We start from the raw sequence: 21,122 nt of genomic DNA on the forward strand, positions 1-21,122 counted from the left end.
GAATCCAGATCAACTGGAAGCGATGCGCCACCACGCGGGCAGCAGCGCACGCACCCCGGGCTGCGCGAAGCGGTCGTCCAGCAGGTGCACGACGCCGCGATCGTGTTCGGTGCGGATCACGCGGCCTGCGGCCTGCACGACCTTGCGCAAGCCCGGAATCAGGTACGTGTAGTCGAAGCCATCGCCGTAAAGCGTATCCATGCGCGCGCGCATCGCCTCGTTCACGGCATTCAGCTGGGGCATACCGAGCGTGGCGATGAATGTGCCAATGAGGCGTGTGCCGGGCAGATCGATGCCTTCGCCGAACGCGCCCCCCAGCACCGCGAAGCCAATGCCGCAGCCGCTTTCCACAAAGCGCGCGACGAAGGCCTGTTGGCCCGCTTCGTCCATGGTCCGCGACTGTAGCCACACGTCTAGCTGTGGATGGCGGGCGATGAACACATCGGCGGCTTGCTGCAGATAGTCGTAGCTGCTGAAAAAGCACAGATAGTTGCCGGGGCGCTCGGCATATTGTGCCGACACGCGCGCAACGAGCGCTTCGAGCGAACGCTCGCGGTCCCTGAAACGCGTCGAGATATGGCGGGCGATGTGTACGTCGAGCTGCTCGGCGCGAAACGGCGTGTCGATGTCGATGCTCACCGTGTTGGCGGGCAGGCCGAGCATGTCGCTGTAGTAGTGCGTGGGCGAGAGCGTCGCCGAAAAGAGCGTCATGCTGTGCGCCGTGGCGATGCGTGGGCGCATGGCGTCCGCGGGCACGATGTTGCGGATCGCGATCGTCGAACGCGCGCGGCGAGCGCTCTGATGCGCAAGCGGTGTGACGTCGAAGAGTGAATGCGTATCGAAGCGTTCGGCAATGCGCGTGAAGTGCAGGGCGTCGAAATAGAAGCGTTCCAGTTCGGGGTCGCGCGCGAGCGCGGGTTCGGCGAGCTGATCGCCAATCGCGCCGATCACTTCGCCCAGCGCGGTGACGAGGCCTTCGGGCAAGGTGTCGCTCGCGCGCCAGGCGCCGGGCTGTACCGCGTTTTGCGCATTCCAGTGCTTCTGCAGACGCGCGAGCGCGCGCTTGAGTGGCACGCTTGCGGCGCGGCGCACGGTGTCGATGCGCGTTTGCACGAGTTCCGCCGAGTACATCGCGCGGGCGCGCTCGGGGAGGTTGTGCGCCTCGTCCACGAGCACGCTCGCGCGCCACTGGTTGTGCGCGGCGAGCATGAACAGCATGGCGCTCGTGTCGAACCAGTAGTTGTAGTCGCCGACGATCACGTCGCACCAGCGCGCCAGTTCCTGGCCAAGGTAGTAAGGGCAGACGGCGTGCTCGCTTGCCACCTCGCGCAGTGCCGCGCGATCGAGCCGCACGCGTTCGAGCGCCGCCGCGCGTGCGGCCGGCAGACGGTCGTAAAAGCCGCGCGCGAGCGGGCACGATTCGCCATGACATGCCGCTTCGGGATGCTCGCAAGCCTTCTCGCGCGCAACGAGTTCGAGCACTCGCAGGGGGATGGTCGTTCGTTGCGCATCGGCGGTGGCTTCGTCTTGCGCGTTTGTCAGCGTGGCGAGCGCATCGAGCGCCAACTGACGTCCCGAGCTTTTCGCGCTTAGAAACACGACCTTGTCGATGGCCGCGCGCGGGCAAGCCTTCAACTGCGGAAAGAGCGTGCCGATGGTCTTGCCGATGCCGGTAGGCGCCTGCGCGAGCAGGCAGCGCCCCTGCGTGGCCGCGCGCCAGACGGCTTCGGCGAGATCGCGCTGGCCGGCTCGAAATTGCGGGTGCGGCAAACTGAGTGCGGCGAGCGCGGCGTCGCGCGCGCTGCGGTGTGCGCTTTCCTGGTCGGCCCATGCGACGAAGCGGCGGCATTGGGTTTCGAACGCGGCGCGCAGTTCCGCCGCGCTCGCCTGCTCGACGAGCGCCGTCTCGTGGCCCGAACCGATGTCGTAGTACACGAGCGCGAGTTCGAGCGCATCGAGACCGAGCGTGTCGCACAGGAGCGCGCCGTAGACGCGCAACTGCGCCCAGTGAAGCGCGCGCTGATTTTCGCGCATCGCATCGAGGTCGCCGCGATAGGTCTTGAATTCTTCGAGCCGGTGGCGCGCGGGATCATAGCCGTCGGCGCGGCCGCGCACGGTGAGCGATTCGAATGTGCCGGAAAGCGCGATCTCTGTCTCATAGCCGGGCGGGCGTCGAGCGGCGATCGCCGCGTGGCCGGCGCGGCCGTCGCTTGCATCGGGCGAGGGCGTGAAGCGCAAGTCGAGGTCGCCGCGCTTCGCGGTGAACTCGCACAGCGTGCGCACGGCGACGGTGTAGCTCATGGCGCGCGCAAGGTCTGTGCGGCGCTTTCGTTCGCCTCGTTCGCTTCGTCCGCCAGGTCGGGCCAGCGCACCTGCAACACGGAAACCGGCATGCCGTGCTGAACGCAATAGGCAAGCCAACGGCGCTGGTTGTCCTGCAGGCGGTCGCCGGGGCCTTTCACCTCGATCAGTTCGTAGCGCCGCTCGTGCGGCCAGAAGCGCACGAGATCAGGCAGGCCCGAACGGTTCGCGATGGGTTCGCGCAGCAGTCGCTCGAACCACAAGCGCAGATGCGCGGCGGGGAAGCAGTCGAGGGCGAGCGCGAGCAGGTCGTCGCTCAGTGCGGGCCACGCGACGAAGGGCGACTGGACACCGGCCTTTTGCGCATAGCGCCGCAGGATCGAGTCGCGGTACGCGTGCGTTTCGAGTTCGGCGAGACATGCTTCGAAGTGCGAAGCACGGCGTGCAACGAAGTCCGCTGCGTGGAGGTCGGCGGGGCCGCGCTGGAACGGATGGAAGAACGCGCCTGGCAGCGGCGCGAACAGCGCGGGCCAGCAGAGCAGACCGAAGAGGGCGTTGATCAGCGTGTTCTCGACGTAAAACACCGGCGCTTGCGGCGTGGCGAGCGAGAGGCGCGCAGCTTCCTCGACGCGGAGTTCCCCGGGTGCTGCCGGCAGCGTGAGTTCGAGCTGCACGAACGCCGGCTCGGCGCTCGTCTTCGCCTTCGCTCGGGTGCGCGCGAGACGCCCGAGTGTGCGCGCCGCGCGCTGCGCTTGCGCCTCGTTTTCAGGCGCTTCGGCAATGGTCTGCGCGAGCGCCAGCGCTTCCTCGCGGCGGCTCAGTTGTTCGAGCACGCGCACGCGGCGGTAGCGCGATTCGGGATGACCGCAGTCGAGATAGGCGCGCCATGCGAGTTCGGGTTCGCCCGCGCGCTCGGCGGCGAGCCCCGTGGCGTGACGCAGCTTGTCGTGCCGCACACGTAGCCACGCGTTGGCATGCGTGCGCGGGGCCAACGCGTCGAGCGCATCGAGTGTCACGGCGACGGCGACGGCGGCGTCGAAGTCCTGGGCTTGGGCGGCGCTGTCGAAGCCGTCGCGGCAATCGCGCAGCGCGAGATACGTGTCGATGTCCTCGCGTCGCTGGAACGCGCGCGAAGCGCGATCGAAGGGCACGCTTTCGTAGCGATAGACGCCGAGGTCGGCGAGCACGAACTCCGACCAGTCCTGATGCAGGTTGCCGAAGAACATGAGGCGCAGGCGCTCGCAGAGCGGCGCGCTCGCGAACAGCAGCACGGTGTCGGGCGAGGCCGGAAACCACGCATGCCAGTCGCGCGGGTCGGGTGCGGCCGCGTAGTGCGCCTCAAGCGCTTCGCGCGTGGCCGCGCGCGAAGCGCGCGGTTCCAGCGCGATACCGAGGCGCTCGGCGAGCGCCTGCAGTTCGGCCTTCGTCACAAGTGCGGCGAGCGAGTCGAGATCGAGCGGGGGCGCGGCGTCGAGCCAACCCGCCGCAACGAGCGGGGCCGCCGCCGCGCGCGGGCAGCCGATCTCGTCGTACGCGAGACGGCTTGAACGGAAATGGGGCCCCTTACGCATCAGCATGCGCACAAAGAGCGCGCGCGACGCCTGGGGCATGCGAGCGAAATCGTCGGCGAAGCGGCGCTCGGCGTCGTCGAACAGGTCGGCGCAGCGCGCGTCGAGCCACGCTAGCGCGCGCTCGAAGTTCGCGAGGTAGTAGAACGGATCGGGAGAGTCGGGAAGCACGCGCGGCACTGTACGGATATACAGCAGCGATGATAGCAGGGTCGCGCGTGGGGGCGAGCGCCGTAAGGGATTCCCCGCCCCGTACGCTACAATTGCCGCAGCCTGAAAAACGGATGAGCGATGAACAAACGTAACGCATGCTTCGTCGGCCTCGCGGCCGCCGTCACCTTGCTCGCGGGATGCGCGGCGCAGTACCGCAATACCAGCACCTGCGAAGAGGAGATGCGTAACCGCCTGGCCGATACGACGCTCGGCGACCTGAAAGTCACGCATAGCGCGACGACGTATCGTGGCGCGCGCGTCGTGATCGAAGGCCGGCTCGAGAACGGCGTGGCGTCGGGTGCCGTGGCGGCTTCTGCGCCATCTGCGGCGTCTGCATCGGCAGCAGTGTCCGCTATGGGGCAGAGCGCCCAGGAGCCGCCGACGATCACGGCACCGTCCGTGCAGGCGGGGGCGTTGCCCGGCACGATTTCGGTTCCCACGGCTCCCGTTGCCCAGGGCGCCGCAGGGGGCAAGCCGACCACGCCGGTTGCGGCGCTCGCCGCAAAGCTCGGCATCAAGAAGGCCCCCGTTACGCCGACGGCCGCGGAGTGCACCTTCAATGAGTCCGGCCTCGCGACGTTCCGCTGGCTCGCGCCGGCGCCGCTCGCGAAGACCACGCCCGACCCGAACGCCGCGAACGACTAAGGCGAACTCGCGCCGTTCGCTGCTGCGTTTCGTCGTCCGCGCAATCTACACTCATGAAGGCCTCGCAAGAGGCCTTCGTCGTTTGGGACGGCCCCGGTCACTGCCGGCGCGCTCAGAACGCGAAGAACGGCCCGTCGCCGGCAGGCGTGACCTGCGAGGCGATCGCCGTGAACACGCGCCGCCCGAAGAAGAACGGCAGCCCCCAGCCGAACGCGTTAGCGTTGTAGCCCGCCAGATTGCTGAACGCCCAGTTGCCGGTGGCGAGGAGCGTGGTCGAACTCGCCACAGTGAAGGTCACCGAAGCGCCCACGCCGTCAATGCCCGCTATCGTCGCGCCGAAGCTTGCGGGCGAGCTTGGGCAAAACCAGAACCCGCAGCGCGTCATCGTCGAATTGTTGAAGTAGAGGGCGTTCGAGCCGGTGTCGAGATAGCTCAGCGAGTAGACGGTGCCGTCCGATGTCGTCGTCTTCACATAGCCGGTGCCCGAGTTCGCGCGCAGCACGCTCGCGCTGCCGAGCGCGTTGTTCGCCTGCGAACCGATGCCGAAGATCATCGACCCGCTCACCTCGGACGCGCCGCCATCCGCGACGGCCGGCAGGTCGATGACCACGCCGTTGTTGTCGGTGGCAAAGGCCGCCACCGGGTTGCTGACCTGTTGCGCGAGCGGTTGCGCGCTCGCCGTGCAGCCGCTCGCCGGGCATGCGTAGTACCACGGCGTGACTGCCGCTCTCACGCAGGACGCGCCGCAATCGGCGCTGAACGGCCCCACGCCGAGGATGCCGTTCGAGCGCAGCGTGGTGGCGCTGTTCATCGCGAGACCGCTGCCGGCGCAGCCGGCCGGTGCGGAGGCGGGCACGGCCGGGTCCGCGATCAACTGGATCGGCAGCGTGGCGGCCACTTCGCCCGCGAGTTTCACGTCGGCGCTGCGCACCGCTCCCCATGTATAGCCCGTGCCGAACACGGCGCATTCGCCCGCGATGCCGGCGCCCGCGCCGGCCGGCACGGCGGGCAACGCGAAGCCCGGCGGCAGCGCGGAAGCCAGCAGGCGCAGACCCTGCGAGCCCGTATCGACCTGCACGTTGTCGACGCTCACGCAGTTCCCGGTGCCCGGCACGCAGACCGTGACGCTCGTCATCAGCATGTTGCGTGTCGAGGTAGGCGTCGGGCCGACCGTGACGGTTACGACGTTGGGCGTGGTCGATTGCGGCACGGTGGTGCCCGTGCTGGTGGTCGGCGGCGTGCTCGCGGGGCTTGCCGCGCCTGCGGAAGCCGGGGCGCTGGCGGGTGCGCCGACGCCTGTGCTCGCGGAGGCGGTTGCGCTGCCTCCTCCTCCGCCACAAGCCGTCAGCAAGGTGCAAAGCACGAAGAGGGCGACGCTCTGGCCGATGCCGGGCGCACGTGATTGGCGCTGGCTGCTGGCCTTCATTGCAGGTCCCCAACGCTCACGCCGGCGGGCAGCGCGGCGGGCAGCCACGCGCGTCCCATGTAGGCGCGCATGTGGCCGGCCGTCTCGACCACGACCTGAGCGCCTTCCACGCGCGCGGCGTGCAGGCCGTCGCGGCCTGCCGCGTGAAGCGCCGCGGCGGCGTTGCGCCAGTCGACTGCGTAGCGGCCCAGCAGCGTTTCCACGTTGGGCTGAGCCGGCCCCTGCCACGTGTAGGCGATCACCGTGCCAGTGGCGATCCCCACATATTCGTTGATGGTCGTGCCGTCGTCGTCGACGTAACTGACGACGCGGCCCGCGCCGCCGCCGACAACGCGCTGCGCGGCGCCGGCCGGCACCGCTGCGGTGTCGCCGAGCGCGGCGCGAGCCGGCGCGGCGGCGAAGCTCAGGCAACTGAGCGCGCAGGCGAACGCCGCGGCGCGGCCCGCCTGGGTGAGACTGCAAGTTTTCATGACGCTCTCCGGTCCTGCTTTTTTTGAATCTCTTTTTTGAGATTTCGATGTGAAATTAGCACCGGCGTCGTTCTCGCAAGCGTCCCAGGCTGGAAAATCGGCGCAGCGCAAACGGGCGTTTTGGCGTGAATCTCAGTTAGAGCATTGATCCGAAAAGGGAATTTGTAGCGATTCAGCAGGCTCTCGATGGCTGATCGAATGTAGATGAATGTTACGGCGAGGTCAGTTTGGCGAGTCGTGGCTACGGCCCGGCGCGCGTCGCCGCGGCTGATGCGGGACCCGGATTGAGCGCCACCCCGTGGTTTTTGCACAGCGGGCCGCCGGACCGGTAAAATGTTTGGTTGATCCACGGAAACTGGCCGTGGCGTAGCCGAAGGGATTACCCGAACATGAGTGATTTTCATCAACGTCTTGCCGCACGCGCGCTTGCGCTTCTGATGGCGGGCGGGCTGGTCGCCGGCTGCAGCTCGCCGACGCCAGGCAAGATCGATTACCGTAGTGACGCCAAGGCGAAGCAGTCCTCGCTCGCTGTGCCGCCGAACATGCTCGACGAAGCGTCCGACCAGCGCTCGCTCGCGCCGCAGGGCGGCGAAACCTCACTGTCCTCGCTCAAGCAGACCCAGGCCGCGGCGCCGCCGCCCGACCAGAGCCAGGTGGTCCCGCAAGTGCCGGGCATGCGTATCCAGCGTGACGGCACGGAAAGCTGGCTCGTCATCGACAGCCGCACGCCCGACCAGGTCTGGGCGCAGGTGCGCCGCTTCTGGCAGGAACAAGGCTTCCTGCTCGTGGTCGACCAGCGCGACAAGGGCGTGATGGAAACGGACTGGAACGAAACCCATCCGAAGATCAGCGACGGCCTCATCCGCAACACGCTCTCGTGGGCCACGGGCAACTCGTACGTGACCGCCGAGCGCAACAAGTACCGCACGCGCCTCGAAACGTCGCCCACCGGCGGCACCTATGTGTTCATCAGCCAGAAGGGTCTGAGCGAACAGCTCTCGGGCACCAATAACGACACCAGCAAGTGGGTGCCGAAGCCCAATGACCCGGCGCTCGAAGCCGAGTACCTCAAGCGCCTCATGATGACGCTCGCGAACGCGAAGCCGGGCGTGCCCGACGCGCAGGTCGCGGCCGAAGCCGACGCCAAGGCCAACACCAAGAGCACCGGCGCGAAGTCGAAGGGCCCGGACGCCGCGGCGGCCGCCGTGGCCGCGCAGAACGTTGCAGCCGTGGGCCAGCAATCGGGCAGCGGCTCGTCGAACTCGGGCGCGCAGGGCACTTCGGGCCAGTACACCTCGACCGAACTCACGCTCGGCGAGCCGTACGACCGCGCCTGGGTGCGCGTGGGCATCGCGCTCGATCGCGCAAACTTCACGGTGGACGACCGCGATCGCACGAAGGGCATGTACTACGTGCGCTACGTCGATCCGAAGGATCTGAGCTCGGACGAACAGGGCTTCTGGAACCAGATCTTCCACGGCCGCAAGGAAAAGGTCGCGAAGCAGTACAAGCTCAACGTGCGCGCCGTGACGGACAACCAGACGCGCATTGCGATCGTTGACGACAACGGCCAGATCGACTCGTCGCGCCCGGCGCAGGAGATCATGAGCCTCGTGGTCGACGAACTGCATTAAGCCTTGCGCTCAAGCCAGCAACAGCTGGCTGACTGCATGTGGCAAAAGAAAAACCCGCCTGCGCTTCGCCGCGCAGGCGGGTTTTTTCATGCAGGCGCACGCCGTATTCAGTGCGGAATCATCCAGGTCAGTACGTTCTGCTGCAGCCACACGAGGATGCCGAGTAGCACCGTCAACAGGATCGAGTGCTTGAAGGTCTTCGCGAACACATGGCCTTCCTTGCCCTTGAGGTCCGTAGTGGCGACGCCTGTTGCGATGTTTTGCGGCGAGATCATCTTGCCCATGACGCCGCCCGACGAGTTCGTTGCCGCCATCAGGATGGGATTGAGGTTGAGCTGTTTCGCGGCCACCACCTGCAGGTTGCCGAACAGCGCATTGCCCGAGGTGTCGCTGCCCGAGAGGAACACCGCGACCCAACCGAGGAAGGCCGAAACGAGCGGGAAGAACGCGCCGACCGAAGCCACGCCAAGACCCAGCGTATAGGTGAGCCCCGAGTAGTTCATGAGGAACGCGAGCCCGACGATGGTCGCGACCGTGAGGATGGCGATGCGCGTCTGCACCCAGGTATCGACGATCGCGCCGCCAAAATCGGCGGGCGTCAGGCGCACGACGAACGCGGTGATGATCGCCGCGACGAGAATCGCCGTGCCGGTGGCGAGCGGCTGGAAGTCCCAGATCGCGCCATAGGGCGTGTTGTAGAGCGTGATGTACACGGCCTTGTCGAGGCCCGGCCACGGCACTTTCACGTCGCCGATCGTGAAGACCTTCGCGACGGTCCAGATGATCACCACGGCCGCGACGATGATCCACGGATACCAGCCCTGCGCGCCCGTCACAGTGCCGCGCGTTTCCTTCGCGCGATCGACCTTGATGGTGAAGCGCGGGTCGGGCGCGGGCTTCCACACGCGCAGGAACACGATGGTGAGGATCAGCGAGACGAGCGATGAGAGCACGTCGGTGAGGCTGTAGTTGATGTAGTTGGCGGTGACGAACTGCGTGAGGGCGAAGCTGCCGCCCGCGACGAGCAGCACCGGCCAGATGCGCAGCATGCCGCGGACGCCCGCATAGATCGCGATCACGTAGAACGGCAGCAGTAACGCGAAGAACGGCAACTGGCGGCCGACCATCTGGGCGAGCAGGTCGGAGGGCAGGTGCGTGACCGCGCCGAGCACGGTGATCGGCACGCCCAGCGCGCCGAACGCCACGGGCGCCGTGTTGAAGATGAGCGTGAAGGTCAAGGCTTCGAGCGTCGGGAAGCCGAGCATGATGAGCAGCGAACTCGTAATGGCGATAGGCGTGCCGAAGCCGGAAATCCCTTCGAACAGCGCGCCGAACGAGAAGCCGACCACGACGAGCACGATGCGCCGGTCATTGGGCAGATTGTCGAGCAGCCACATGCGAAATGCCGCGAAGCGGCCTGAGCGCAGCGCGATGTTATAGAGCAGGATCGCCGTGACGACGATCCACATCACCGGCCATAGCGCGAACACTACGCCCGCGAGCACCGAGCTAATCGCGAGATTGACCGGAAACTGCCAGCCGGCGATCGCGACGATCAGACCGACCACCAGTCCTGCGAGCGAGGCTTGCCATGCGGGCCGCCGCGCCCAGCCGAGCAGGGCTAGCACGGTGAGAATGGGCAGCACAGCGATAAGAAACGAAAACAGCAGCGAATTGCCGATAGGGGTCAACAGCTGGTGGAACATCACGTCTCCTTTATGCTGGTTCGTTATCGGCGCGGCAGTGCGGCAGCATACGCCGGGGCGCGTCGTCGGCTGTGGAGTTCAGTGCCCGGCCAGGCGGCCGAGTTAAGGCGGCGCTTCAATCCCCGCTAGCCCACTTGGAGGATAGATAACGAAACGCGAGCGTCAAGGAGGGAAAGTACGGTCCGGCACCGTTTTACGGCGCATCTCGCGGCGTAGTCCGGTGCGTGAGCGTCAGTGATGCCAGTGTCCGCCGCCACCGCCCCAGTAGCCGAAGCCGAACGAGACGGCGGGGCCGCCCCAGCCCCAGCCGTACGCGGGGTAAGGGTAATACGCGGGATAAGCGGGGTACGCGGCCGGATAAGCCGCATAAGCGGGATAAGCTGGCCACGCAGGCACGGCGATCGCAACGGGCGGCGAGGGATAGAGCGGACCTGGATACTGTGCGTCGGGCACGCCGGCTGGCGCGGGGTTCGGCGCCGTTTGCGCGACTGCGGTTTCCTGCTGTGTCGCTGCGACGGGCACGGTGTCGTAATAGTAGGGCGGGTAGCCGTAGGGGGCGTAGTAGTAGCAGCCGGAAAGCGCGGGGAGCATGCTCGCGGCGGTGATCACAAGCACAGACGGGCGTTTCATGGCGGGCTCCGCGAGTGGCGAACGGCCGCGCAGGGTTATCGCCTTCAGGCTCGGACCGTTTGATCGTTCGAGCTTACGCCGTACATGTGCGTTTTGCGTTGCCGCTCGTTAACCGAATGTTTCACGTCGCCGGGCCCAAGCAAACGCGGCGCAGCCCGTGAGGGTCTGCGCCGCGCATCCTTCCCTGATGCACGCCTTGAATGGCGTGTTGCCTGCCGTGTCGTTACTGTTGCGTGCCGTCGCTTCGATCGTGAGGTTAAACGCGTAGCCGCATCGTCGCGCATCGTCGATTCGTCCGGCCTTGATGCTTACTTGCCAACCTGATTGCCGATCACGCCGCCGACCGCCGCGCCGCCCACGGTGGAGAGCGCATTGCCACCAATCGCAGCGCCGGCCACGCCGCCCACACCCGCGCCGATTACCGTATCGCGGTCGCGTCTCGACATGTCGTCGCATGCTGAGAGACTGCCCAGCACGGCGACGAGCGTCGTCACCGTGAGCAGCGTGCCTGCACGTTTGAGCGTTTTCATTTTTCGACTCCCCACGCAGTTTGAGTGTGCGGTGCGACATGTGCTTCGCGCGCACGTCGCACTTCCAATACCCTCATCGTAGGCAGGCGACCCGTATCCGGGTGTGTGCGCTTGTCAGAGAGTTGTGGGAGTCGTTAGAAAATGTTTCGGCGGGCCGCGAGGGCCCGCCTGGACCCAGATGAACGCTTACTGGCGCTGATAAATCTCCGCGCCTTGCTTGATGAACTCGACCGCCTTCACTTCCATGCCTTTTTTCAGGGCTTCGTCGTCGCTCACGCCTTGCTTCGCGGCGAAGTCGCGCACGTCCTGCGTGATCTTCATCGAGCAGAAGTGCGGGCCGCACATTGAGCAGAAGTGCGCGACCTTGGCCGAGTCCTTCGGCAGCGTTTCGTCGTGGAACTCGCGCGCCTTGTCCGGATCGAGACCGAGGTTGAACTGGTCTTCCCAGCGGAACTCGAAGCGCGCCTTCGACAACGCGTTGTCGCGCACCTGCGCGCCCGGATGGCCCTTCGCGAGATCGGCCGCGTGCGCCGCGAGCTTGTACGTGATGATGCCTTCCTTCACGTCGTCCTTGTTCGGCAGACCCAGGTGTTCCTTCGGCGTGACGTAGCAGAGCATGGCCGTGCCGAACCAGCCGATCATCGCCGCGCCAATGCCCGAGGTGATGTGGTCGTAGCCCGGCGCGATGTCGGTGGTGAGCGGCCCGAGCGTGTAGAAGGGCGCTTCCTTGCACCAGTCGAGCTGGAGATCCATGTTCTCCTTGATGAGTTGCATCGGCACGTGGCCCGGGCCTTCGATCATCACCTGCACGTCGTGCTTCCACGCGATCTGCGTGAGTTCGCCAAGCGTCTTCAGTTCGCCGAGCTGCGCTTCGTCGTTTGCGTCGTAGATCGAGCCGGGACGCAGGCCGTCGCCGAGCGAGAAGCTCACGTCGTATTCCTTCATGATTTCGCAGATCTCTTCGAAATGCTCATAAATGAAGGATTCCTTATGGTGGGCGAGGCACCACTTGGCCATGATCGACCCGCCGCGCGAGACGATGCCCGTCATGCGGTTTGCCGTGAGCGGCACGTATTGCAGACGCACGCCGGCGTGGATCGTGAAATAGTCCACGCCTTGCTCGGCCTGTTCGATGAGCGTGTCGCGGAACGTTTCCCACGTGAGGTCTTCGGCTTTACCGTTGACCTTTTCGAGCGCCTGGTAAATCGGCACCGTGCCGATCGGCACCGGCGAGTTGCGGATGATCCACTCGCGCGTTTCGTGAATGTGCTTGCCGGTCGAGAGATCCATGACCGTGTCGCCGCCCCAGCGGATCGCCCACGTCATCTTGTCGACTTCCTCGCCGATCGACGACGTGACCGCGGAATTGCCGATGTTCGCGTTGATCTTCACGAGGAAGTTGCGGCCGATGATCATCGGCTCGCTTTCCGGGTGGTTGATGTTCGCGGGGATGATCGCGCGGCCGCGTGCGATTTCGTCGCGCACGAACTCGGGCGTGATTTCCTTGAGCGCGTTTTCGCCGAAGGCCGCGGCGCCGAACGCCTGGCCCGGATGCTGGCGGCCCATCATCGCAGCGAGCTTCGCGCCGTTCGGGCCGCTGGCCTTGAGGCTTTCCAGATACTCGGCGCGGCGCTGGTTCTCGCGAATCGCGATGTATTCCATCTCGGGCGTGATGATGCCCTGACGCGCGTAGTGCATCTGCGTGACGTTCTTGCCGGCGTTGGCGCGGCGCGGGGTGCGGTGCAGGCCGGGGAAGCGCAGCTCGGCCGTCGCGGGATCGGCGGCGCGCTCGCGGCCGTATTCGGAGGTGAGGCCCGGCAGCGCTTCGGTGTCGCCGCGCTTTTCGATCCAGCTCTGACGCAGCGCGGGCAGGCCCGCGCGAATGTCGATCTTCGCTTCCGGGTCGGTGTACGGACCCGAGGTGTCGTAGACGTAGATCGGCGGATTCTTCTCGCCGCCGAAGCCCGTGGGCGTATCCGCCTGCGTGATTTCGCGCATCGGCACGCGGATATCGGGCTGCGAACCGGTCACGTAGATCTTGCGGGAATTGGGCAGCGGCGCGACGGCGGCTTCGTCGACGTGCGCGTTGGCGGAAATGAACTTCGGATTCGCGTTCATGCGTCTCTCTCCATGGAAAGCCAAGTGGGAACAGCGGCTTAGCAGGAGACGAGACGGAACGTGGACGGACTTCGCTGTGATGGATGAGGCGTTGAGCGATGCTGCGAAGTCCGGACGCTTCCCTGCGCTGGCATTATCCAGATCAGGTTCAAAGGGTATTTCTCACCCGCGAAATACGCTGCACGACTTTTGTTCGATGCGGCGCATGACGCAGGACCCCCGCGTAAGCAAGGCCAAACGATACACCGCGCTGCGGCGATCTGGCAAGTGCCATCGCGCGCGCGATGTAGTACGACGTATAGCGAAGACGTACAACGAAGGGCGGAACTTACAGCGTGAAATCCTTCGAGGCTTCGGGCTGAAACAGGATGCGTTCGATCTTCAGTGTTTCGACCGCGCCCCCCGGCGTCGTGAAGCGCACGGCGTTGCCGCGCTTCGCGCCAAGGAGCGCGAGACCCGCCGGCGAGAACACGTTCAGCCGCCCGGCATCGACGTTCGCCTCATGGGGATAGACGACGGTGTATGTGAGGGCTTCGCCGTTGCGCTCGTCCACGAGCGTCACTTGCGAGTTCATCGTCACGACATTGGCGGCGACGTCGCGCGGCTCCACGATCACGGCGTGTTCGAGCACTTCGTCGAGCATGACCTGGCGGGCGGGGGCGGCGCCGGGTTCAGCGGCGCATTTCTCGAGGCGGGCGACATCGAGTTCGGTGAGGTAGCGCATTTTCTTCGACATGACGGTTCTCCTTGCGATCCAAAAAAAGTCGAGGTAACGGCGAGGACTGCCGGGCGAAATTGCGCAATGGGGCGCGGGTCGCCGCGGGACGCAACGGATCGGCACGGAGCCCGACTGAACGGCTCCGAGGTGTTAGGGAGGCAGATTCAGTACGGACGCCGGGCGGCGTAGAGCGGGGCCGACAGGGGAGGCAGGGCGCGCGGGCGGGTGGACAGAAGCCGCGCCGCCGTTCGCTCGCGGCCCGCGCGCTCGCGCACTGGCGCGCTGCGCAAACTGCGCGGCGGCAAGGCAGGGGCGGGGCGCGAAACGAGAGAAAGCATGGCGAACGGCGTGTCTGAGATGAGGTGTATGAAAGTTAAACGAAAGACTTGATGATGCTAGCACGATCTCACAAACCTGGCGCGACGCTGGTCGCAGCGCAGCGATATGGTGCGCGATCGGGCGTTCTGGCGCGCGGTTCGCACTGTGACGCAAACGCAACGACACACTGCGCATAAAGCATTCTGAAAGCATCCGCGGCGACCGGCGTTGTTGCATAATGCGGTTCGCCCGTCTCGGGTGTCCTTCGTACTCCGTCCTTTTTCGCGTTCTTGCGCATCTGCACCATGCCGTCGAGCTTCACCCGTCCCGCCGCCTTGCCGCCGGGGCGCCCGCGGTTCTGCCCTTCACGTACCGCGGCAAAATAACGATGCCTCCCCGTTTGCCTTCCCGCGTGAGCCCCCAATCCTTCATCGCAATGGCCCTGCAGGCCGCAGCCGCGCTATGGCGTTTCGTGCGCGGTGTGCGGCTGCCGCAATCGCGCGCCGGGCGTGTCGCGCTCTCGCTCGCCGTCGTCTACTTCGTCTGGGGCTCGACGTATCTCGGCGTGAAGGTCGCGCTCGATTCGTTCCCGCCGCTCCTGCTCTCCGGCTTGCGCAATCTGCTCGCCGGCATCGGCCTGTTCGTCTTTGCAATGCGCCGGCGTCCCGTCATGCCGACGCTCCTCGAAGTGCGCAACGCGGGCGTGGTGGGCACGCTGCTCGTGGGCCTGTCGAGCGGCATGCTCGCCTATGGCATGCGGACCGTGGGCACCGGCACGGCGGCCGTGATGGTCGCCACGGTGCCGCTCTTCGCCACCGTGATTTCGGCGATTACCGGGCGGCGCGTGGCGAAGGCCGAATGGGCCGCGGTCGCGATCGGCCTCGTCGGTATCGCGATCCTGAGTCATGGCGGTGGCGCTTCCGGTTCGGCGGGTGGCAGCCTCGCGATTCTGTGTGGCGCGCTTTTCTGGGCGATTGGCGCGCATCTGGCGGGAAAGCTCAGGTTACCTACCGATCTCTTCATCGCGACGGCGCTGCAAATCGGCCTCGGCGGCGCCATTTCGACCACGGTCGCGTGGATCAGCGGTGAGCGCATGGGCGAGTTGCATGCCCTGCCGCTCGTGGCGTTCCTCTATCTGCTTTTCATCGGCACGATGGCGGCCTATGTCGCCTATGGCTATCTGATCCGGCATACCAGCCCGCTCGTTGCGAGCAGTTGCATGTACGTGAATCCCGTTGTTGCCGTCGCGCTCGGCGCGCTGCTGCTCGGTGAGCCGGTCACGAGCGGCACCGTCGTCGCGACCGTGCTGATTCTCGGCAGCGTGGGTTTGTCGTTTCTCTTCGACGACCGCCGCCGCACTTCCTGATTTCATCCTCACTTCGCGCCGCACCTCGCGTCATCGCGCCACGTTTGCGCGCGCGGCCGCCCCGCATATGAGGTGCGGAGCGGCCGCGTCTTCATCGTTCACCGGTGATCGATGCCGGCAGCCACGACGATCCACTGGCGCGTGTGCTGCACCGCGCCCGTCGCGCGCGTCAGCCGTCATCCCGGCGCCTTTACCGTCTGCCAGACACTATTTCGCCTTTTCCGCGGAGTCCGTGAGGGCGTGGCCGCCTGCGGAAACGTCCTCGCCGGCACCCGCCATTGTGTTGCAGGCCGAGAGCGCTGCCAACGAAGCGGTAAGGAGAAAGAGGGCAATGAGGCGTTTCATGAGGAAGTCCTCCACGGTGTCAAAGGAGACGACTCTGCAGCATGTGGCGTGCCCGGTCATTTGTGCCGCCCTGTGCCTCGATGTACGCCGGCGTCGGGTCCGCTGCTTGCGCTAGCACTGATACAGGCGCGACATAGCGCAGCCCATCCGCCCACAAGGAGGACCCCGCCATGCTTCACTATGCCATCGTGTTTTTCATCATCGCGATCATCGCCGCTGTGTTCGGCTTCACCGGCATCGCCGCCGGTGCGGCGGAGATCGCCAAGATCCTGTTCTACATCTTCCTCGTGGTTTTCGTCGTCACGCTACTGCTTGGCGTGATGCACGGATGACGCACGCAATGGAAAACCCACTCCGCACAACCCCACTCATGCATGCCATGTTCGAAGGAGAGTCAGATGTCGAAGACACACGCTTCGTTTGAGTTCGACCTCAAACGCGTGCGCGATGAAGCGCGCCGCAATCTCGACCAGGGGTCGGTCACGCCGGACTACCCCGCGAATCGCCAGACCGTGCTCAAGCTGCTCAACGATTCGCTCGCCACGGAACTCGTGTGCGTGCTGCGTTACAAGCGGCACCATTTCATGGCGAAGGGCATCGAGTCCGAGTCGGTGGCGGCCGAGTTTCTTCAGCACGCGAACGAGGAGCAGCAGCATGCCGACATGCTCGCGGCGCGCATCGTGCAACTCGGCGGCGAGCCTGACTTCTCGCCGGCGACGCTAGTCGAGCGCTCGCACTCGGAATACAAGGAAGGGGCCGACCTGAAGGACATGATCCGCGAGAATCTGATCGCGGAGCGCATCGCGATCGAAAGCTATCGCGCGATCATCAACTATCTCGGCCACGACGACACGACCACGCGGCGCATGTTCGAGCAAATCCTCGCGACGGAGGAAGAGCATGCCGACGACATGACCGACTTGCTGTACCGCAAATAGCGCCGCCCGCTAGCCCTCAGGAAGAAGCCTCTGCGCCCGCGCCCACGCGCGGGCGCGTTGCGTGGTGAATCCAGCCCGCGAGGGCCGTGAACGCGATGCCGGCCACGCACACGCCGATCCAGCCGAACGCGCGCCATGCGATCACGCCCACGGCAGAACCGGTCGCGCCGCCAATGAAGTAGCAGACCATGAACACCGTATTGACGCGGCTGCGCGCCTCGGGGCGCAGCGCGTAGATACGCGACTGATTCGAGATCTGCGCGGCCTGCACGCCTACGTCGAGCACGATCACGCCGATCACAAGGCCGATCAGGCTCTTTCCTGAGAACGCGAAGATGACGAACGCGAGCGCCATCAGCACGATCGACATCGTGATGACTGCGCGCGGCCCGCGCTTGTCGGCGGAGCGGCCCGCCATCGGCGCGGCCAACGCGCCCGCCGCGCCGACGATGCCGAAAAGCCCCGCCGCCTGCGGCCCGAGATGGAAGGGCTCGCCGGCGAGCAGCAGCGTGAGCACGGGCCAGAAGAGGCTGAACGCGGCGAAGAGGCACGCGCCCGTTGCCGACGCTTCGCGCAGGCCCGGCAGCTCCAGCACCAGATGCCACATCGAGCCGAGCAGCTTGCCGTAGCTGAGCTTCGAGGTGGGCTGGCTCTTTGGCAGCTTCTTCACGATCACGACTGCAAGCACGAGCAGCGCCACGATCGACGCCCCGAACACGGCGCGCCAGCCGAAGTACTGTCCGACGAACCCGGCCGCCGTACGCGCGAGCAGGATGCCGAGCAAGAGGCCGCTCATCACGGTGCCGACCGCGTGGCCGCGCGCCTCGGGCGGCGCAAGTTCGGCGGAAAACGGCACGGCCTGCTGCGCGATGGTGGCGAGGATGCCGATCGCGAGGCTCGCGCCGACCAGCACGGCGAGCGATGGCGCGGTGGCCGCGACGAGCAGGGCGACGCACAAGCCAGCCGTTTGCAGCAGGATGATGCGGCGACGGTCGTAGCGGTCGCCGAGCGGCGCGAGCAGCAGCATGCCGGCCGCGTAGCCGAGCTGGGTGCCGGCCGGCACGGCGCCGATCCACGCGGCGCCAGCCGGGAAGCTCTGGCGGAAGTCGTCGAGCAGCGGCTGGTTGAAATAGATGTTCGCGACCGTGACGCCCGCGATGGTCGCGAGCAGGAGCAGCAGGCCGCGCAGCGACTGGCTTTCGCCAGCGGTTGCGGAATCAGGTGTGGACATGTGCGAAATGCGGGCGGCGCCCGGTGATACGGAAGGCAGGCTTCGAGCGTGCCGATCATACCGGAGCGCGCGCAATCGCGCTGGCGGCGCGGGAGCGCGCCGCCAGTCGTGCGTTTAGCTGCGCATTCAGCTGCGGGTTCGGCCGCGCATTCAGCCGCGCACTCAGCCGATTAGCTCGCCCGAGGGCTCGTAAAACGGATATGGACCCTCGAATGTCTCGACGTAGCCATGGTGCGTCACGATCCCGCCGTGCGGGTCATAGCGATGCAGCGCGAAGGCGGCCGGCTCGAGCGTGAAGGTGGAGGGCGCATCGGGCGCGAGGTCGAGCGTGACCTGGTGGGCGGGCGCGGGCACGGCCGAGGCGATCGTGCCGCCGAAGCGTACGAACATGGGCCGGTGCACGTGACCGCACAGCACGCGCTCGACGTTGGGGTGCCGCGCCACGAGCGCTTCGAGCGCCTGCGCGGCGCGGTCGTCGAGGCGAATCGCATCCATGTGACCAATGCCGCAGTCGAACGGCGGGTGATGGAGCGCGACGACCACGGGCTTGCCGCGCGCCGCCTCGAGCTGCTGCGCGAGCCACGCGAGGCGCGTTTCGCAGAGCGTGCCCGCGCTTTGCCCCGGCTGCATGGAGTCGAGTGCGATCACGCGCAGCGGGCCGAGGTCCACCGCGTACTGGACGAACTCGCCGCCCTCGCGCAGTTCCGCCCGATCGGCAAACACTTCGCGCAGCGGTTCGCGCGCGTCGTGGTTGCCGATCATGAGCCAGTAAGGAATCTCGAGCGTGTCGAGCAGTGTTTTGAGGTGCCGGTATTCCTCGACCGAGCCGTGGTCGACGAGGTCGCCGGTCATCAGCACCGCGTCGGGGCGCGGCGTGAGCGCGTTCAACCGCGCGATGGTGCGTGCAAGGCTCGCGGCCGTATCGACGCGGCGATAGGCGAGTGCGCCCGGTGGCTTGATGTGCAGGTCGCTGATCTGGGCGAGCAGCATGGTAGTCCTCGTTTTGTAAGATTTACGCAAGCGCGATGAGCGCTTCGGGGGCGATCGAGATGCCGACCGGCGTGCCGCGTGCAAGCTCAACGCGGCCCGCCACGTCGACGAGCAGGGCATCGGGCGCGGCGCCGCCGATGGTAAGGCGCGTGCGCTCGCCGAGAAAGGTCGCCTGCTCGATCACGCCGCGGAGTTGCGCGGCGAGCGGGTCGGCGAGCGTGGCGTCTTCGGGGCGGAAATACAGTTCGGCGGCTCCGGCGATCTGCGACGCGCTGGCCGGCACGGCGCCGCCGCTCGTGCGCAGCATACCGCCTTGCCATTCTCCGGCGATCCGGTTGAGCGTGCCGACGAACTGCGCGACCGCGCGGCTCGCCGGCTGGAAGTAGATCTCGCGCGGCGTGCCGATCTGTTCGATGCGGCCCGCGCTCATCACGACGATGCGGTCGCCCAGTTCCATCGCCTCGGCTTGATCGTGCGTGACGTAGACGGTCGTCACACCCAGTTCGCGCAAGAGCGCGTTCATCTCGCTGCGCAAGGTGTCGCGCAGGCGCGCATCGAGCGCGGTGAGCGGCTCGTCCAGCAGCAGCACACGCGGGCGCGGCGCGAGCGCACGTGCGAGCGCCACGCGCTGGCGCTGGCCGCCCGAAAGCTGGTTGATGGGCTTGGCCGCGTGCGCTTCGAGACGCATCATCGCGAGCAGTTCGTCCACGCGTGCGCGCGTGTCGGCGGCGGGAACGCGCTGGATCTTCAGGCCATAGCCGATGTTGCCGCGCACATCGAGGTTCGGAAAGAGCGCGTAGTTCTGGAACACCATGCCGACCTTGCGCCGCTCGATGGGCTGCGCGGTCACATCCTCGTCGCCGAAGGCCACGCGGCCGCCGGCGTCGGGCGTTTCCAGACCCGCGATCATGCGCAGCGTGGTCGTCTTGCCGCAGCCCGATGGGCCGAGCAGCACGAGCGTTTCGCCCGCGCCGATCGCGAGGTCGAGCGGTTCGAGCACGCGTGTGCCGCGAAACGTCTTCGCACAGCGCGTGAGCGTAATCGGGATCGGTTCGAGTTTCATTCGGAATCCTTGTTGTTCTTTTGCTGGCCTGCGACACGCTGCTTGCCAGATGGCTTTCCTGAGGAGCCAGGTACGTCCACGCCGAGCCATTGCATCGCCACGAGCAGCGGCATCGTCATGAGGAAGAAGAGGATCGTGTAAGCGCTGCCCACTTCGATGCGCAGCGACGCGTAGGTGTCCGCGAGGCCCACCGGCAGCGTTTTGGTGTCGGGCGTGTGCAGCATCCACGTGAGGTTGAATTCGCCGATCGAGAGCGTGAGCACCGCGAGCGCGCCTGCCACGATGCCGGGCCGGGCATTGGGCAGCACGATGGTCGTGAAGCGCTGCCAGAAGCTCGCGCCGAGGCTCGCGGCGCCTTCTTCGAGTGTGCGCAGGTCCGCCGACGCGCACACGGCCGCCACGGGCCGCACCATGAACGGCAGCGTGAAGACCACGTGACCGACCACGATGAACGCCGCACTCATGCGAAACGCGCCGAAGCCGCCGTACACCACGAGCAGCGCGAGCGCTGAAGCGAGGCCGGGCAGGGCCACGGGCAGCACGAGCAACTCCTCGATGAAACGCGAGAGGCGCGTGCGACTGCGCGCGAGCGCATAGCCCGCGGGCACGCCGGTCACGAGCGTGATGGCGAGCGTGGCGGCCGCCACTTCGAGCGAGAGGAATACGCTCGCGTGATACTGCGTCCAGACCTGGTCGAGCCAGCGCAGCGTGAGGCCGCTCGCCACGCCACGAAAGTAGTTGACGGTGAGCCCCGCGACGATCGACATCCCCACGGGCACGATGAGAAACGCGCACGTGGCGAGCGTGACTAGCCACTGCGCGCACGCAATCCACGTGCGCGCCGAGGGCAGCGCGAAGCGCCGCCGTGCGGCGGGCGGCTGGCCGGGCGCTTCGTGCATATCTTGCGCCGCC

General features: G+C 66.5%; 19 protein-coding genes and 1 riboswitch. Of the genes, 5 read left to right on the forward strand and 14 right to left on the reverse strand.

What is annotated here, in order from left to right; genetic code table 11:
* Positions 1 to 9 precede the first annotated feature (9 nt).
* Both JMY28_RS34700 and JMY28_RS34705 read right to left on the reverse strand, forming a co-directional pair.
* Positions 10 to 2,301: an ATP-dependent DNA helicase gene (locus tag JMY28_RS34700; protein ID WP_201700403.1), complete on the reverse strand. Its 2,292-nt coding sequence runs from the start codon at positions 2,299 to 2,301 to the stop codon at positions 10 to 12.
* The gene (locus tag JMY28_RS34705; protein WP_201700404.1) at positions 2,298 to 4,040 is read right to left on the reverse strand and encodes a VRR-NUC domain-containing protein; all 1,743 of its coding nucleotides are present in this window, start codon (positions 4,038 to 4,040) and stop codon (positions 2,298 to 2,300) included. The genes JMY28_RS34700 and JMY28_RS34705 overlap by 4 nt, the downstream gene beginning before the upstream one ends.
* Positions 4,041 to 4,160: 120 nt before the next feature.
* Between JMY28_RS34705 and JMY28_RS34710 the strand changes: the two genes are divergently transcribed.
* Positions 4,161 to 4,727: a hypothetical protein gene (locus JMY28_RS34710; protein ID WP_201700405.1), complete on the forward strand. Its 567-nt coding sequence runs from the start codon at positions 4,161 to 4,163 to the stop codon at positions 4,725 to 4,727.
* Between the two features lie 112 nt (positions 4,728 to 4,839).
* On the opposite strand, the gene JMY28_RS34715 is transcribed toward JMY28_RS34710, so the two are convergent.
* Complete coding sequence (locus JMY28_RS34715) at positions 4,840 to 6,153, reverse strand: DUF3443 domain-containing protein (protein WP_201700406.1); 1,314 nt, start codon at positions 6,151 to 6,153, stop codon at positions 4,840 to 4,842.
* Entirely contained in the window at positions 6,150 to 6,623 is a 474-nt protein-coding gene (locus JMY28_RS34720; RefSeq protein ID WP_201700407.1) for a DUF2844 domain-containing protein, read from the reverse strand. The genes JMY28_RS34715 and JMY28_RS34720 overlap by 4 nt, the downstream gene beginning before the upstream one ends.
* A 389-nt stretch (positions 6,624 to 7,012) precedes the next feature.
* On the opposite strand from JMY28_RS34720, the gene bamC reads away from it, so the two are divergent.
* Positions 7,013 to 8,257 (forward strand): outer membrane protein assembly factor BamC, encoded by a 1,245-nt coding sequence (gene bamC / locus JMY28_RS34725; protein ID WP_201700408.1) that lies wholly within the window; start codon positions 7,013 to 7,015, stop codon positions 8,255 to 8,257.
* A gap of 107 nt (positions 8,258 to 8,364) precedes the next feature.
* Here the strand turns inward: bamC and JMY28_RS34730 are convergent, their stop codons facing one another.
* The 5 genes from JMY28_RS34730 to JMY28_RS34750 form a co-directional block, all read right to left on the reverse strand.
* The gene (locus tag JMY28_RS34730; protein ID WP_201700409.1) at positions 8,365 to 9,963 is read right to left on the reverse strand and encodes an L-lactate permease; all 1,599 of its coding nucleotides are present in this window, start codon (positions 9,961 to 9,963) and stop codon (positions 8,365 to 8,367) included.
* A 231-nt stretch (positions 9,964 to 10,194) separates the two neighbouring features.
* The gene (locus tag JMY28_RS34735) at positions 10,195 to 10,593 is read right to left on the reverse strand and encodes a hypothetical protein (RefSeq protein WP_201700410.1); all 399 of its coding nucleotides are present in this window, start codon (positions 10,591 to 10,593) and stop codon (positions 10,195 to 10,197) included.
* A gap of 308 nt (positions 10,594 to 10,901) precedes the next feature.
* Entirely contained in the window at positions 10,902 to 11,123 is a 222-nt protein-coding gene (locus tag JMY28_RS34740) for a glycine zipper 2TM domain-containing protein (RefSeq protein ID WP_201700411.1), read from the reverse strand.
* A 186-nt stretch (positions 11,124 to 11,309) separates the two neighbouring features.
* Positions 11,310 to 13,241: a phosphomethylpyrimidine synthase ThiC gene (gene thiC / locus JMY28_RS34745; protein WP_201700412.1), complete on the reverse strand. Its 1,932-nt coding sequence runs from the start codon at positions 13,239 to 13,241 to the stop codon at positions 11,310 to 11,312.
* Between the two features lie 101 nt (positions 13,242 to 13,342).
* Positions 13,343 to 13,472: riboswitch (TPP riboswitch) on the reverse strand.
* A 97-nt stretch (positions 13,473 to 13,569) separates the two neighbouring features.
* Positions 13,570 to 13,977 (reverse strand): GreA/GreB family elongation factor, encoded by a 408-nt coding sequence (locus JMY28_RS34750; RefSeq protein ID WP_201700413.1) that lies wholly within the window; start codon positions 13,975 to 13,977, stop codon positions 13,570 to 13,572.
* 736 nt (positions 13,978 to 14,713) lie between these two features.
* Between JMY28_RS34750 and JMY28_RS34755 the strand changes: the two genes are divergently transcribed.
* Positions 14,714 to 15,643, forward strand: coding sequence for an EamA family transporter (locus JMY28_RS34755; RefSeq protein ID WP_201700451.1), 930 nt, complete (start codon positions 14,714 to 14,716; stop codon positions 15,641 to 15,643).
* 207 nt (positions 15,644 to 15,850) lie between these two features.
* Here the strand turns inward: JMY28_RS34755 and JMY28_RS34760 are convergent, their stop codons facing one another.
* On the reverse strand, positions 15,851 to 15,988 hold the full coding sequence (locus JMY28_RS34760; protein ID WP_201700414.1) for an entericidin A/B family lipoprotein: 138 nt from the start codon (positions 15,986 to 15,988) through the stop codon (positions 15,851 to 15,853).
* A 170-nt stretch (positions 15,989 to 16,158) separates the two neighbouring features.
* Here JMY28_RS34760 and JMY28_RS34765 point away from each other — a divergent pair, with 170 nt between their 5' ends.
* Together JMY28_RS34765 and JMY28_RS34770 are read left to right on the forward strand one after the other, a co-directional pair.
* Positions 16,159 to 16,320 (forward strand): DUF1328 family protein, encoded by a 162-nt coding sequence (locus JMY28_RS34765; RefSeq protein WP_158757523.1) that lies wholly within the window; start codon positions 16,159 to 16,161, stop codon positions 16,318 to 16,320.
* 66 nt (positions 16,321 to 16,386) lie between these two features.
* Positions 16,387 to 16,926, forward strand: a complete 540-nt coding sequence (locus JMY28_RS34770; RefSeq protein ID WP_236597181.1) for a ferritin-like domain-containing protein — start codon at positions 16,387 to 16,389, stop codon at positions 16,924 to 16,926.
* Positions 16,927 to 16,942: 16 nt separating this feature from the next.
* Here JMY28_RS34770 and JMY28_RS34775 read toward each other — a convergent pair whose 3' ends face one another.
* The 4 genes from JMY28_RS34775 to JMY28_RS34790 form a co-directional block, all read right to left on the reverse strand.
* Entirely contained in the window at positions 16,943 to 18,157 is a 1,215-nt protein-coding gene (locus JMY28_RS34775) for an MFS transporter (protein WP_201700416.1), read from the reverse strand.
* Positions 18,158 to 18,319: 162 nt separating this feature from the next.
* Complete coding sequence (locus JMY28_RS34780) at positions 18,320 to 19,147, reverse strand: phosphodiesterase (RefSeq protein ID WP_201700417.1); 828 nt, start codon at positions 19,145 to 19,147, stop codon at positions 18,320 to 18,322.
* Between the two features lie 22 nt (positions 19,148 to 19,169).
* Positions 19,170 to 20,210, reverse strand: a complete 1,041-nt coding sequence (locus tag JMY28_RS34785) for an ABC transporter ATP-binding protein (RefSeq protein ID WP_201700418.1) — start codon at positions 20,208 to 20,210, stop codon at positions 19,170 to 19,172.
* Positions 20,207 to 21,109: an ABC transporter permease gene (locus tag JMY28_RS34790; protein WP_236597184.1), complete on the reverse strand. Its 903-nt coding sequence runs from the start codon at positions 21,107 to 21,109 to the stop codon at positions 20,207 to 20,209. Before JMY28_RS34790 ends, JMY28_RS34785 begins: the two co-directional genes overlap by 4 nt.
* Positions 21,110 to 21,122 lie beyond the last annotated feature (13 nt).

The organism is Paraburkholderia hiiakae, from assembly GCF_904848665.1.
GTDB lineage: Bacteria > Pseudomonadota > Gammaproteobacteria > Burkholderiales > Burkholderiaceae > Paraburkholderia > Paraburkholderia hiiakae.

What these genes read in the sequence shown, in the direction of transcription:
- JMY28_RS34765 (WP_158757523.1), top strand. Translation starts at nt 16,159, where the DNA reads ATGCTTCACTATGCCATCGTGTTTTTCATCATCGCGATCATCGCCGCT.
- JMY28_RS34730 (WP_201700409.1), bottom strand. Translation starts at nt 9,963, where the DNA reads ATGTTCCACCAGCTGTTGACCCCTATCGGCAATTCGCTGCTGTTTTCG.
- JMY28_RS34735 (WP_201700410.1), bottom strand. Translation starts at nt 10,593, where the DNA reads ATGAAACGCCCGTCTGTGCTTGTGATCACCGCCGCGAGCATGCTCCCC.
- JMY28_RS34755 (WP_201700451.1), top strand. Translation starts at nt 14,714, where the DNA reads ATGGCCCTGCAGGCCGCAGCCGCGCTATGGCGTTTCGTGCGCGGTGTG.
- JMY28_RS34720 (WP_201700407.1), bottom strand. Translation starts at nt 6,623, where the DNA reads ATGAAAACTTGCAGTCTCACCCAGGCGGGCCGCGCCGCGGCGTTCGCC.
- JMY28_RS34780 (WP_201700417.1), bottom strand. Translation starts at nt 19,147, where the DNA reads ATGCTGCTCGCCCAGATCAGCGACCTGCACATCAAGCCACCGGGCGCA.
- JMY28_RS34700 (WP_201700403.1), bottom strand. Translation starts at nt 2,301, where the DNA reads ATGAGCTACACCGTCGCCGTGCGCACGCTGTGCGAGTTCACCGCGAAG.
- bamC (WP_201700408.1), top strand. Translation starts at nt 7,013, where the DNA reads ATGAGTGATTTTCATCAACGTCTTGCCGCACGCGCGCTTGCGCTTCTG.
- JMY28_RS34785 (WP_201700418.1), bottom strand. Translation starts at nt 20,210, where the DNA reads ATGAAACTCGAACCGATCCCGATTACGCTCACGCGCTGTGCGAAGACG.
- JMY28_RS34790 (WP_236597184.1), bottom strand. Translation starts at nt 21,109, where the DNA reads ATGCACGAAGCGCCCGGCCAGCCGCCCGCCGCACGGCGGCGCTTCGCG.
- JMY28_RS34715 (WP_201700406.1), bottom strand. Translation starts at nt 6,153, where the DNA reads ATGAAGGCCAGCAGCCAGCGCCAATCACGTGCGCCCGGCATCGGCCAG.
- JMY28_RS34770 (WP_236597181.1), top strand. Translation starts at nt 16,387, where the DNA reads ATGTCGAAGACACACGCTTCGTTTGAGTTCGACCTCAAACGCGTGCGC.
- JMY28_RS34740 (WP_201700411.1), bottom strand. Translation starts at nt 11,123, where the DNA reads ATGAAAACGCTCAAACGTGCAGGCACGCTGCTCACGGTGACGACGCTC.
- JMY28_RS34750 (WP_201700413.1), bottom strand. Translation starts at nt 13,977, where the DNA reads ATGTCGAAGAAAATGCGCTACCTCACCGAACTCGATGTCGCCCGCCTC.
- JMY28_RS34710 (WP_201700405.1), top strand. Translation starts at nt 4,161, where the DNA reads ATGAACAAACGTAACGCATGCTTCGTCGGCCTCGCGGCCGCCGTCACC.
- thiC (WP_201700412.1), bottom strand. Translation starts at nt 13,241, where the DNA reads ATGAACGCGAATCCGAAGTTCATTTCCGCCAACGCGCACGTCGACGAA.
- JMY28_RS34775 (WP_201700416.1), bottom strand. Translation starts at nt 18,157, where the DNA reads ATGTCCACACCTGATTCCGCAACCGCTGGCGAAAGCCAGTCGCTGCGC.
- JMY28_RS34760 (WP_201700414.1), bottom strand. Translation starts at nt 15,988, where the DNA reads ATGAAACGCCTCATTGCCCTCTTTCTCCTTACCGCTTCGTTGGCAGCG.